The following is a 12,224-nucleotide window of genomic DNA, read 5'->3' as shown; positions in this document are numbered from 1 at the left end:
CGCAGAGTGCTCCCATGAGCGAGAACGAGAAGAAGACCGCCGAGCGTCAAGAGCGCGGCGAGGACCGTCCGGCCGTCGAGCCCGACACGGTCTCCGACCCGGCCAAGGACGACGACACCGGCCGCAACTGGACCGACGAGGGCGGCGCGATGCCGCAGGGCCCGGCCACCGACGAGGACGCCGCCGACCACGACTGAGCGGCTCAGGCCCCGTCGACGGCACCGACCCGCACCGAGGTCAGCACGGCCTCCTTGTGCGCGCTCTCGCGCGCTCGGACCTCCCGTAGCGCCCCTGCGAGCGCGCCGGCCTGCTCCCACGGCCCGCGTACGACGAGGAGCACCGCCGCGTCGTCACCCGGCACGGGTAGGGGTCCGAGCACCTCACCCCCGGACCCCGACACGGCGCTGGTGATGCCCGCCACGCGGGTGCGCAGGGTGCGGACCTGCGCCGACCACGACGTCGGCGGGAGACCGAGCTCGGCCCGCTCGGCCAGCTCGCGGCCGGCGAACCACTGCGGGTCCCAGCGCACCAGCGCCTCGACCGGGGGCAGGGTCACCTGGGCCGGGGCACCGGCGAGCACGACCACTCCCCCCGCGGACCAGGGCAGCGACAGCGCGGCGGCGCCGAACCACCTGCGGACCGCCTCCTCGGCCGCCCGCAGGTCGGGGCGGTCCAGCAGCGCCCAGGCGTCGAGCAGGAGCACCGCCGCGTAGCCGCCGTCGGCGACCGGCTCGGCGCCCGGGGTCGCGACGACGACCGCCGGCTCCCGCGGCACGCGCGCGTGCACCCGGTCCCCGCCGGAGGTGATCACGGCGACACCCGGGAAGGCGCGCCCGATCTCCTCGGCGGTCCTGCGGGCCCCGATCACCCCGGCTCGCAGCCGGGTGCCCGCGCAGTGTGGGCAGGTGAACTGCCCGGCGGCGTGCCCGCACCACCGGCACCGGGGGTCCTGCGAGGGCCCGTCCAGGGCCAGCGGGCCCTGGCAGCGCTCGCACCGCGCGGGTGCGCGACAGGTGGCGCACGACATCGCCGGTAGGTACCCCCGGCGTGGCACCTGAATCAGCACCGGACCGTGGGCGAGCGCCTCGCGTGCGGCCCGGTAGGCGCTCGGCGGGATGCGCGCATGGGCGGCGTGCCCCTCTCGCTCCTCCTCAAGCCCCTCGCCGGCGACCAGGACCCGTGGGGCGGCCCGCCGCTGCGGGGTACCGCCGATGACGTGCAGCCGCCCCTCCCCGACCTCTCGGGCGGTCTCGGCCGACATGGTCAGGCCCCCGACGAGCAGTGCTGCCCCTGCCTGGTCGGCCCGCGCGGTGAGGACGAGCCGGGTGTGCGGGTACGGGGCGCGGGGCTCTGCGTGCAGGTCGTCTCCGTCGTCCCACCAGGCCACCAGGCCGAGGTCGTGCACGGGGGCGTAGGCGGCGGCCCGGGTGCCGACGACCACCCGCACGTGGCCTCGGAGCACCTTCAGCCACGCGGTGTAGCGCGCCTGGGGGCCCTGGTCGGCGGTGAGGCGGACGTGCCGTCCGGGGCCGAGCACCTCGGTCAGGCGCTCGTCCACCCGGTCGACGTCGCGGGCGTCGGGCAGCACGATCACGGCGCCGCGCCCCGCCCCCTCGGCAGCCAGGGCGGCCTCGGCCAGCGCCTGGGGCCAGTCCTGCTCCGGTGGCAGGCAGGGCGCCGCGAGCCAGGCCGCCCTGGGGGACTGCCCCGCGTGCACCCGGCGCCACCATGCGGCCCCGGCGCGGTAGCGACCCAGCGCCGAGCACGGGTCGCTCTCGGGCGCTCGCGTCGCCTCCTGGACCCCGGGCTGGTCCGGGCCTGACGACGGGAGCGCCTTCTCGGCGCGCGCGTGCCGCGGCGGGATGGCCAGCCGGAGGACGTCCATCACCGTGCCCGCCTGCTCGGCGGCCACCTGCCGGGCCAGCTGCAGGATCTCGGGCGTGAGCACCGGCTCGACCGAGACGACCGAGCGGATCGGGGCGAGCCGCCCACCGTGGGTGGCGCTCTCCCGGCGCTGGATCACGAAGCCGGGCAGGTCGCGGCCGGCGAAGCGCACCTTGACCCGGACCCCCGGTCGGGCGGCGTCGGCGAGCTCTGCCGGGACCGAGTACTCGAACTCCCGGTCCAGGTGAGCCAGGCCGGTGTCGACGAGGACCGCCGCGACCGGCTCCTCCACCGCCGCCGACTCCTCCACCGGGTCCGTCCCCGGACCGGCGTCACGCTCCCCCTTCGCCGTGGGGTCGGGCAGCTCGAGCAGCGGCTCGGGCTCGTCTGCGGTGGGCATGTCGCCGAACCTACCCAGCGGGACCGACAGCGGCCCGCGGGACCCAGGTCAGAGGCTGGCAGCCGCCCTCAGCTGGTCCACCTTCGTCGTGCGCTCCCAGGTGAAGGGATTGTCCACGCCCGGGGCCTCGGTCCGGCCGAAGTGCCCGTACGCGGCCGTCGGCCGGTAGATCGGGCGCAGCAGGTCCAGCTCCTCGACGATGGCGAGCGGCCGGAGGTCGAAGACTGACTCGACCGCCGCCTGGATGCGCTCGGCGGGGACGGTCTCGGTGCCGAACGTCTCGATGTAGAGCCCGACCGGGTGGGCCTTGCCGATCGCGTAGGCGACCTGGACCTCGCAGCGCCGGGCCAGGCCCGCGGCGACGACGTTCTTGGCGACCCAGCGGGTGGCGTAGGCGCCGGAGCGGTCGACCTTGCTCGGGTCCTTGCCCGAGAAGGCGCCGCCACCGTGACGGGCCATCCCGCCGTAGGTGTCGACGATGATCTTGCGCCCGGTGAGCCCGGCATCGCCCATGGGGCCGCCGATGACGAACGTGCCCGTCGGGTTGATCAGGGTGCGGTAGTCCGCGGTGTCCAGCTCGACGCCGGAGCCGAGCAGGTCGGCCATGACCGGGTCGAGGACGTGCTCTCGCAGGTCCGCGGGCAGCTGGCGCTCGTGGTCGATCTCGGCGCTGTGCTGGGTCGAGATCACGACGGTGTCGAGCCGCACCGCGGCGTCGCCGTCGTAGTCGATGGTGACCTGGGTCTTGCCGTCCGGGCGCAGGTAGTCCAGCGTGCCGTCCTTGCGCACCTGCGCCAGCCGCTGGCTGAGCCGGTGGGCCAGCGAGATCGGCAGCGGCATCAGCTCGGGGGTGTCGTCGCAGGCGTAGCCGAACATCAGGCCCTGGTCGCCGGCGCCCTGCTTGTCCTTGGGGTCGACACCGCCGGTGCGGTTCTCGTAGGCGGTGTCGACACCCTGGGCGATGTCGGGGCTCTGCTGACCGATCGAGACCGACACCCCGCAGGATCGGCCGTCGAAGCCCTTCTCGCTGCTGTCGTACCCGACGCCGTCGGCGACGAGGTCACGGACCAGCTTGGGGATCTCGACGTAGCCCTGGGTGGTCACCTCACCGGCGATGTGCACCAGGCCCGTCGTGACCATCGTCTCGACGGCGACGCGGCTGGCGGGGTCCTGCTCGAGCATCGCGTCGAGGATGGTGTCGGAGATCTGGTCGCAGATCTTGTCCGGGTGCCCCTCGGTGACGGACTCGGAGGTGAACAGGCGACCGGCCACGGGTGCTCCTGACGGGTTGGGGCGGGATGAAGCGCCGCGGCCGTGGCCGAGCGCGCACAGCAGTCTAGGACGTGGCCGTCTCGGACCGGACGAGGTCCCAGATGGCGTGGGCCACAGCGGCCTTCGGGGCGGGGCCGACGGTGACCTGCTCGTGGCCCGGCCGCAGCAGGTGCACGGTGCTGGAGTCCTGGCCGAAGGTGATCCCCACCCCCACCTCGTTGACGACCAGGAGGTCGCAGCCCTTGCGGGCCAGCTTGGCGCGGCCCAGCGCGAGGACGTCGCCGGTGGAGTCACCGGTCTCGGCGGCAAAACCGACGACGAAGGGGGTGTCCCCCCCTTCGCGGTCCGCGACGACCCCGGCGAGGATGTCGGGGTTGCGGACCAGCTCGATCTGCGGGGCGGAGTCGTCACCGGGCCCGTCGTGGCTCTTCTTGATCTTGGAGTCGGCGTACTCGGCCGGCCGGAAGTCGGCGACGGCGGCCGCCATGACGACGACGTCGCTCGCGCCCGCCCGCTCGGCGACGGCCCGCTGCATCTCAAGCGCTGTCTCGACCGCCACGACCTCGACGCCCGCAGGGGGTGGGACCTCCAGGTGCGCAGCGACGAGGGTGACCGCGGCTCCTCGCGCCGCCGCGGTCTGCGCCAGCGCCACTCCCTGCTTGCCGCTGCTGCGGTTGCCCAGGTACCGGACGGGGTCCAACGGCTCACGGGTGCCGCCGGCGGTGATGAGCACCGAGAGCCCAGACAAGTCTGGCTCGCTGTCGACCGGCTCGACCGCGGCGAGAGCCGACCGGTAGATCTCCTCGGGCTCGGGCAGCCGGCCTGGTCCGGTGTCGGTGCCGGTGAGGCGCCCTGACGCGGGCTCGACGATGCGCACCCCCCGCGCACGGAGGGTGGCTACGTTCGCGACCGTCGCGGGGTGCTGCCACATCTCGGTGTGCATGGCGGGGGCCATGACCACCGGGCAGCGGGCGGTGAGCAGGACGTTGGTGAGCAGGTCACCGGCCAGGCCGGTCGCGGCCTTGGCGAGGATGTCCGCCGTCGCGGGGGCGACGACGACGAGGTCGGCCTCCTGCCCGATGCGGACGTGCGGGACCTCGGTGATCGAGGCCCACACCTCGCTGCGCACCGGCCGCCCCGACAGCGCCTCCCAGGTGGGGGCGCCGACGAAGCGCAGGGCGGCCTCGGTCGGGACGACGGTGACCTCGTGCCCGGCCTCGGTGAAGAGCCGGAGCAGCAGCGCCGCCTTGTAGGCGGCGATGCCGCCGGTCACGCCGAGGACGACGCGCACGAGACCTCGCTCAGGCCTGGTCGTCGGTGAAGGCCAGGTCCGCCTCCGGGGTGGCTGACTCGCTCGCCGCGCCCAGCGGCTGCTCCGCGGCGACGGAGGCGACGCTCTCGGTGATCGGCTCGCTCGTGAGCAGCCCCTCGTTGATCTCGCGCAGGGCGATCGACATCGGCTTCTCGTGCACCTGGGCGTCGACGAGCGGGCCGATGTACTCCAGCAGGCCCTCCTGGAGCTGGCTGTAGTAGGCGTTGATCTGCCGCGCCCGCTTCGCGCTGTAGAGCACGAGGGCGTACTTGCTGTCGGCCTTGGTCAGAAGGTCGTCGATCGGCGGGTTGGTGATGCCGGTCGGGTTCGCCTGGGTACCAGACACGTGTGTCCTATCCGGTTGGTTCTGATGCGGTCTTCTTCTCGGATCTCATCAATGATACGAGTTCCTGCGCCGCACGCCGAACCTCGTCGTTGACGATGACCTCGTCGAACTCCTTGCTCGCCGCCAGCTCGACCTTCGCCGTCTCCAGCCGGACGGCCCGCTCGGCCTCGCTCTCGGTGCCCCGGCCGACGAGCCGGGTCACGAGGTCGTCCCAGGACGGCGGGGCGAGGAAGACGAAGCGCGCGTCCGGCATGCTGGCCCGCACCTGACGCGCGCCCTGCAGGTCGATCTCGAGCAGGGGCAGCCGCCCCTCGGCGAGGGCCTCCTCGACCGGTCGCCGGGGCGTCCCGTAGGAGGCTCGGCCGTGCACCACGGCCCACTCGAGCATCTCGCCCGCAGCGACCATCTCGGCAAAGCGGTCTCCGCTGACGAAGTGGTAGTGCACGCCGTCGACCTCACCGGGTCGAGCGGGCCGGGTCGTGGCCGACACGGACAGCCAGACCTCGGGGTGCTGCTCGCGGATGTGGGCCGCGACAGTCCCCTTGCCGACCGCGGTCGGCCCGGCGAGGACGGTGAGGCGTCCCGTCACTGGCCGTCGAAGCGGGCGACGAGGGCAGCGATCTGGTGCTGCCCCAGCCCGCGCAGGCGCCGCGACTCGGCAATCCCCAGCTCGCGCATGATCCGCCGGGCCTTGACCCGCCCGACACCGGGCATCGACTCGAGCAGGGCGGTGACCTTCATCTTCGCGATCGCCTCGCTGCGGTCACGCTCCCCGATGACCTCGCGGATGGAGCCGTCGGCACTCTTCAGCCGCGCCTTGATCGAGGCGCGCTCACGCCGGGCCTGAGCGGCCTTGGCGAGCGCATCGGCTCGTTGCTCTGTGGTGAGTGGTGGGACGGCCACGCCGACTCCTTGCTCTCGTGGGACGCGCCAGATGATGGGCGGTCGCGCCAGTCTACTGAGGATCGCAGCGCCGTCAGGCGCCTGTCACGACCTCACGTACCTGAGCGGCCACCTCGTGCGCGCGGCGGCGCAGGGCCGCGGTGTCGGGTCCGGCACGCAGCACGTCGCGACTGCTCGAGGCGAGGACCTGATCCAGCGCCCCTGCGAAGACGCGGCGCACGTCATCCGCGGTCGCGCCCTGCGCGCCGAGGCCAGGCGCGAGCAGGGGGCCAGCGCTCCTCGGCAGGTCGATCCCCAGGTCGGCGACGGCGCTTCCGACGGTGGCACCAACGACGAGACCGACGCTGCCGAGCTCACCGGCAGCCAGGGCGTCGGCGTTGTCCTCGGCGGCCCCGTCGGCGATGGTCGCGGCCACGGAGCGGCCGTCCTCGCCGCGGGCGTGCTGGACGCTCGCCCCCTCGGGGTTGGAGGTCAGCGCGAGGACGAAGACCCCGCGTCCGGTCTGGTGCGCGAGATCGATCGCCGGGCGCAAGGACCCGTATCCGAGGTACGGGCTGAGCGTGATCGCGTCCGCCGGTGCGGGGGCGTCCGTGCCGAGGAAGGCCTGCGCATACGCATCGACCGTGGTCCCGATGTCGCCGCGCTTGACGTCGAGGACGGACAGGGTGCCGGCAGCGCGAAGCTCGTCGGTCACCCGCTCGAGCAGGGCGACGCCGCGGGAGCCGAAGACCTCGAAGAAGGCCGACTGGGGCTTGACCGCCGCGACCGACCCGGCGAAGGCCTCGACGCAGGTCAGGGCGAAGCGCTCGACCCCCGAGTAGTCGTAGGTGAGCCCCCAGGACTCGACGAGCTCGCGGTGCGGGTCGATCCCCGCGCACAGCGGCCCGTGCCGGTCCATGGCCGGGCGCAGGCGGGTGCCGAAGGGGGCCTCCACACTCGTCATCGAAGCCCTCCCTCGTGGGCGATCCCGACGACGTCGGCGAGCCGGTCCACTCCGAGCGCGTCGAGTGCGTCGGCGAGCTCCCGGCCGACCCGCAGCGGCGCCGTCGGGTCGTTGAAGGCGGCTGTCCCAACCTGGACGGCGGTCGCGCCGGCGGCGAGAAGCTCCAGGGCGTCGGCCCCGGTGCGCACACCCCCCGCGCCGACGATGGGCACGGCTGGCACCCTCCCTTCGCGCATGGCCGCGCTGACCTGCCAGATCGCCCGCACGGCGACCGGGCGGACGGCCGGGCCGGAGAGGCCACCGGTCGTCGCCGCGAGGTGCGGGCGGAGCCGCACCGGATCGATCGCGACGCCGAGCAGGGTGTTGATCATCGTCAGACCGTGCGCTCCGGCCTTGACCACGGCGGCCGCGATCTCGGTGATGTCGGTGACGTCGGGGCTCAGCTTGGCCAGGATCGGGATGCCCCGCGGCACCTCCTCGCGGACCAGGGTGATCACCTTGTGCGAGCCGCTCGGCTCGCAGGCGAAGACCAGCCCGCGGTTGGCGACGTTGGGGCAGGAGATGTTGACCTCGATCGCCGCAACAGCGGAGGCGTACGGGGAGCGCACCACCCGCCGCGCCACGGCGGCGAACTCGCTGGCCGTGCCGCCTGCGATCGAGACGACGACCCGCGCGCCGATCGAGTGCAGCCAGGCGAGGTCCTCCTCGACGAAGGCGGCGACACCCGGGCCCTGCAGGCCGATCGAGTTGAGCATCCCGGAGTCGGTCTCGGCCATCCGCGGGGTCGGCCGGCCGCTCACCGGTGCCGCCTTGACCGACTTGGTGACGAAGGCACCGAGCTCGGTGATGTCGATGAACCGGTGCATCTCGCGGCCGTTCGCCGCGCACCCCGAGGCCGTCATCATCGGGCTCGGCAGAGGCACACCGGCGAGGTCCACGCTCAGGTCGACCATCAGCGCGCACCCGCCTCGGGGGCGCCGAGCGCGTCGTCGGGCACGAGGCAGCGACCGTCGACGAAGGCATCCCACCGCACCCGGTCACCGCGGAAGACCGGGCCCTCGACGCAGGAGCGGACCATCTTCGTCGTCCCTGTCGCGTCGCGGACCGGCATGACGCAGGTCATGCAGATGCCGATGCCGCACGCCATCGCCTCCTCGACCGCGACCTGGGCGACGATCCCGTGCTCCTGAGCGGCCTCGTGCAGCGAGCGCAGCATCCCCATCGGCCCGCAGCCGTAGATCACCGAGGCGCCGGTTCGGGTGATCAGCTCGGGCAGCACGTCGCTGACCCATCCCTTGCTGCCCTCCGAGCCGTCATCGGTGGTGATCGTGACCCCGTCGGCGCTCCGGCGCCCCTCCAGGACGCCGAAGAGCCGGTCGCGGCTCGCCGCGCCGAGGACGATCTCGACGTGACAACCGCGCTCGCGCAGCACGTCCGCGAGCCAGAAGAGCGGGGCGGACCCGTAGCCGCCTCCGACGAGCACGCAGGCCACCGGCTCCTGCGGGACCGGGAAGGGGCGACCGAGCGGGCCGATGAGGTTGACCCGAGCACCGGTGGGCAGGGCGAGGAGCTGCTCGGTGCCGGGTCCGTGCGCGGCCACGACGATCTCGACGGTCCCGCCGTAGGCGCCCTGGGGGCTGACCCGGTGGATCGAGAAGCTGCGGCGCAGCAGCATCGAGGAGTGCTCGTCGCCGATCGCGGCCGCGACGAACTGCCCGGGTCGGGCCAGCTCGGCGATCCCGGGCGCGACGAGGGTGAGGTGCTGGTAGATGCCCGCCGGGGCGCTGCGGATCACCTCGGCGTCGACCTGGACCACGCGCGCGCCCTCCCGGGCCGCGGTGCCCAGCGGGTGGGACGGGGTCACGAGCTGCGCCCGTAGAGGTCGAGGTCGGCGGCGTGCTCCTGCAGCGGCTTGACCCGCAGCTCGCCGTGGATCCGCGACTCGATCGCCTGCACCGCCGCGCCGAGCTGCTGCACGGTGGTGACGATGGGTTTGTCCATCGCCGTCGTCGCGGCCCGGATCGCGTAGCCGTCGGCCCGGGCGTGCTGGCCGGACGGGGTGTTGAAGACCATGTCGATCTCGCCGTCGAGGATCCGCTCGACGATGCTCGGCTCGCCCCCTTCGCGCTCGGAGTGCTTGCGCGCGACCTCCGCCTCGATCCCGTTGCGGCGCAGCACCTCCGCGGTGCCTCGCGTCGCGACGATCCTGAAGCCGAGGTCGGCGAGCCGCTTGACCGGGAAGAGCATGGCCCGCTTGTCCCGGTTGGCGACCGAGACGAAGACCGCCCCGGTGGTTGGTAGTCCGGTGGAGAGCGTGCCGAGCTGGCTCTTGGCGAAGGCGTGACCGAAGTCGGTGTCGATCCCCATCACCTCTCCGGTGCTGCGCATCTCCGGCCCGAGCAGGCTGTCGACGATCTCACCCTCGCGGGTGCGGAAGCGCTTGAAGGGCAGCACCGCCTCCTTGACCGACATCGGGGCGTGCGCGGGCAGGTCTCCCCCGTCGCCGTGGGCCGGCAGCAGTCCCTCGGCCCGCAGCTCGGCGATGCGCGCCCCGAGCATGACCCGGGCGGCAGCCTTGGCGATCGGCACCCCGGTCGCCTTGGCGACGAAGGGGACGGTCCGCGAGGCGCGCGGGTTGGCCTCGAGGACGTACAGGACGTCCTGGGCGAGGGCGAACTGGACGTTCATCAACCCACGCACCCCGACCCCCTTCGCCAGCGCCTCGGTGGCCTCGCGGACCCGCGCCAGCTCGGATGCGCCGAGCGTCGCCGGCGGCAGGGTGCAGCTGGAGTCACCGGAGTGGATGCCGGCCTCCTCGATGTGCTCCATGATCCCGCCGAGGTACATCTCCTCGCCGTCGTAGAGCGCGTCGACGTCGATCTCGATGGCGTCGTCGAGGAAGCGGTCGACCAGGATCGGGTGCTCCGGGCTGGCGACGGCGGCCCGGGTCACGTACTCGGCGAGGGTCTCGTCGTCGTAGACGATCTCCATGCCGCGACCGCCGAGGACGTAGCTCGGGCGCACGAGCACCGGGTACCCGATCTCCCGGGCGATCTGCACCGCCTCGTCGGCGGAGAAGGCGGTGCCGTGCTTCGGCGCGTTGAGGCCGGCCTCGGCGAGCACCCGGCCGAAGTGGCCCCGGTCCTCGGCGAGGTCGATCGCCTCCGGCGAGGTGCCGACCACCGGCACCCCCTCGTCCTTGAGGGCCTGGGCGAGCCCAAGCGGGGTCTGCCCGCCGAGCTGGACGATGACACCGGCCACCGGGCCCGCGGCGGTCTCGGCGTGGATCACCTCGAGGACGTCCTCGAGGGTCAGCGGCTCGAAGTAGAGACGGCTGCTCGTGTCGTAGTCGGTCGAGACCGTCTCGGGGTTGCAGTTGACCATCACCGTGTCGTACCCGGCGTCGCGCAGGGCGAAGCTCGCGTGCACGCACGAGTAGTCGAACTCGACGCCCTGACCGATCCGGTTCGGGCCCGAGCCGAGGATGATCACCGCGGGGTTCTCCCGCGGCTGGACCTCGTCCTCGACGTCGTAGCTGGAGTAGTGGTACGGCGTGCGGGCCGCGAACTCGGCCGCGCAGGTGTCGACGGTCTTGTAGACAGGGCGCACCCCGAGGGCGTGGCGCACCCCGCGCACGACCGACTCGGGCATCCGGCGCAGCCGGGCGACCTGGGCGTCGCTGAAGCCGTGCCGCTTGGCCTCGGTGAGCACCTCCGGCGAGAGGCGCGGGGCGTCATGGATCCGCTGGGCGGTGTCGTTGATCAGCGCCATCTGGTCGAGGAACCACGGGTCGATGCTCGTCGCGGCGTGCACCTCCTCGACCGAGCAGCCACCGCGCAGCGCCTGCTGGACGAGGACGATCCGCCCGTCGGTGGGGGTGCGCGCCTCCTCGAGCAGCTCGCGCGCCCGCTCGAGGCTGGGCTCGTCACCGTCCCAGTGGAAGGTCGACCCCGCGGCCTCCATCGAGCGCAGCGCCTTCTGCAGCGCCTCGGTGAAGTTGCGGCCGATCGCCATCGCCTCGCCGACGGACTTCATCGTCGTCGTCAGCGTCGGGTCGGCCGCCGGGAACTTCTCGAAGGCGAAGCGGGGCACCTTGACCACGACGTAGTCCAGCGTCGGCTCGAAGCTCGCCGGCGTCTCCTGGGTGATGTCGTTGGGCACCTCGTCGAGGGTGTAGCCGATCGCCATCTTCGCCGCGATCTTCGCGATGGGGAAGCCCGTCGCCTTGCTCGCCAGGGCCGAGGAGCGCGAGACGCGCGGGTTCATCTCGATGACGATGATCCGCCCGTCGACGGGGTTGACCGCGAACTGGATGTTGCACCCACCGGTGTCGACCCCGACCTCGCGGATCACCGCGATGCCGATGTCCCGGAGCCGCTGGTACTCGCGGTCGGTGAGGGTGAGCGCGGGGGCCACGGTGATCGAGTCGCCGGTGTGCACCCCCATCGGGTCGAGGTTCTCGATCGAGCAGACGACGACGACGTTGTCGGCGTGGTCCCGCATGACCTCGAGCTCGTACTCCTTCCACCCGAGGATCGACTCCTCGAGGAGCACCTCGGTCACGGGGGAGTACTGCAGGCCGGCGCCGGCGATCCGGCGCAGCTCGGTCTCGTCGAAGGCGAAGCCGGACCCGAGCCCGCCCATGGTGAAGGAGGGGCGCACGACGACCGGGTAGCCGAGGTCGTCGGCGGCGGCGAGCACCTGCTCCATCGAGTGGCAGATCCGGCTGCGCGCCGACTCGGCACCGCAGCGCTCGACGACGCCCTTGAAGCGTTCGCGGTCCTCGCCGAGCTGGATCGCCTCGACGTTCGCCCCGATGAGCGGGCAGCCGTACTTCTCAAGGACCCCCGCGTCGTGGAGGGCGATCGCGGTGTTGAGCGCGGTCTGACCGCCGAGGGTGGCGAGCACCGCGTCGGGGCGCTCGCGCTCGATGATCTTCTCGACGACCTCGGGGGTGATCGGCTCGACGTAGGTCGCGTCGGCGAACTCGGGGTCGGTCATGATCGTCGCGGGGTTGGAGTTGACGAGGATGACCCGGATGCCCTCCTCGCGCAGGACGCGGCAGGCCTGGGTGCCGGAGTAGTCGAACTCGCAGGCCTGCCCGATGACGATCGGGCCCGAGCCGATGACGAGGACGCTGCGGATGTCGTCGCGCGTGGGCACT

11 protein-coding genes are annotated in these 12,224 nt (G+C 73.0%); 1 reads left to right on the top strand and 10 read right to left on the bottom strand.

Annotation, left to right across the window (positions count from 1 at the left end):
- Nucleotides 1-14 precede the first annotated feature (14 nt).
- On the top strand, nt 15-197 hold the full coding sequence (locus tag FB557_RS10535) for a hypothetical protein (protein WP_144857547.1): 183 nt from the start codon (nt 15-17) through the stop codon (nt 195-197).
- A 5-nt stretch (nt 198-202) separates the two neighbouring features.
- Here FB557_RS10535 and FB557_RS10530 read toward each other — a convergent pair whose 3' ends face one another.
- The 10 genes from FB557_RS10530 to carB all read right to left on the bottom strand — a co-directional run bounded on the left by FB557_RS10530 (nt 203) and on the right by carB (nt 12,223).
- Nucleotides 203-2,284, bottom strand: coding sequence for a primosomal protein N' family DNA-binding protein (locus FB557_RS10530; RefSeq protein ID WP_170236264.1), 2,082 nt, complete (start codon nt 2,282-2,284; stop codon nt 203-205).
- 48 nt (nt 2,285-2,332) lie between these two features.
- Nucleotides 2,333-3,556: a methionine adenosyltransferase gene (metK, locus tag FB557_RS10525; RefSeq protein ID WP_144857546.1), complete on the bottom strand. Its 1,224-nt coding sequence runs from the start codon at nt 3,554-3,556 to the stop codon at nt 2,333-2,335.
- A 64-nt stretch (nt 3,557-3,620) separates the two neighbouring features.
- A complete protein-coding gene (gene coaBC / locus FB557_RS10520; protein ID WP_144857545.1) occupies nt 3,621-4,847 on the bottom strand; it encodes a bifunctional phosphopantothenoylcysteine decarboxylase/phosphopantothenate--cysteine ligase CoaBC in 1,227 nt (408 codons plus the stop codon).
- A gap of 10 nt (nt 4,848-4,857) precedes the next feature.
- Nucleotides 4,858-5,214, bottom strand: a complete 357-nt coding sequence (gene rpoZ / locus FB557_RS10515) for a DNA-directed RNA polymerase subunit omega (RefSeq protein ID WP_144857544.1) — start codon at nt 5,212-5,214, stop codon at nt 4,858-4,860.
- 7 nt (nt 5,215-5,221) lie between these two features.
- The gene (gene gmk, locus FB557_RS10510) at nt 5,222-5,803 is read right to left on the bottom strand and encodes a guanylate kinase (RefSeq protein WP_144857543.1); all 582 of its coding nucleotides are present in this window, start codon (nt 5,801-5,803) and stop codon (nt 5,222-5,224) included.
- Nucleotides 5,800-6,117 carry an integration host factor, actinobacterial type gene (gene mihF, locus FB557_RS10505; RefSeq protein WP_144857542.1) on the bottom strand — a complete coding sequence of 106 codons (318 nt, stop codon included), beginning with the start codon at nt 6,115-6,117 and terminating at the stop codon, nt 5,800-5,802. Before mihF ends, gmk begins: the two co-directional genes overlap by 4 nt.
- Before the next feature lie 73 nt (nt 6,118-6,190).
- Nucleotides 6,191-7,060, bottom strand: a complete 870-nt coding sequence (gene pyrF, locus FB557_RS10500; RefSeq protein ID WP_144857541.1) for an orotidine-5'-phosphate decarboxylase — start codon at nt 7,058-7,060, stop codon at nt 6,191-6,193.
- Nucleotides 7,057-8,013, bottom strand: coding sequence for a dihydroorotate dehydrogenase (locus FB557_RS10495; protein ID WP_144857540.1), 957 nt, complete (start codon nt 8,011-8,013; stop codon nt 7,057-7,059). The genes pyrF and FB557_RS10495 overlap by 4 nt, the downstream gene beginning before the upstream one ends.
- Entirely contained in the window at nt 8,013-8,924 is a 912-nt protein-coding gene (locus FB557_RS10490) for a dihydroorotate dehydrogenase electron transfer subunit (protein ID WP_246074701.1), read from the bottom strand. Before FB557_RS10490 ends, FB557_RS10495 begins: the two co-directional genes overlap by 1 nt.
- Nucleotides 8,921-12,223 (bottom strand): carbamoyl-phosphate synthase large subunit, encoded by a 3,303-nt coding sequence (gene carB, locus FB557_RS10485; protein ID WP_144857539.1) that lies wholly within the window; start codon nt 12,221-12,223, stop codon nt 8,921-8,923. The genes FB557_RS10490 and carB overlap by 4 nt, the downstream gene beginning before the upstream one ends.
- Between the last annotated feature and the right edge of the window lies 1 nt (nt 12,224).

The sequence above is a fragment of the Marihabitans asiaticum genome, assembly GCF_007828725.1.
GTDB lineage: Bacteria > Actinomycetota > Actinomycetes > Actinomycetales > Dermatophilaceae > Marihabitans > Marihabitans asiaticum.
This window is presented reverse-complemented; position numbering and strand designations above follow the sequence as displayed.

Excerpts from the sequence above, each read along its gene's own strand:
- FB557_RS10535 (WP_144857547.1), top strand. The coding sequence starts at position 15 with ATGAGCGAGAACGAGAAGAAGACCGCCGAGCGTCAAGAGCGCGGCGAG.
- FB557_RS10530 (WP_170236264.1), bottom strand. The coding sequence starts at position 2,284 with ATGCCCACCGCAGACGAGCCCGAGCCGCTGCTCGAGCTGCCCGACCCC.
- pyrF (WP_144857541.1), bottom strand. The coding sequence starts at position 7,060 with ATGACGAGTGTGGAGGCCCCCTTCGGCACCCGCCTGCGCCCGGCCATG.
- FB557_RS10495 (WP_144857540.1), bottom strand. The coding sequence starts at position 8,013 with ATGGTCGACCTGAGCGTGGACCTCGCCGGTGTGCCTCTGCCGAGCCCG.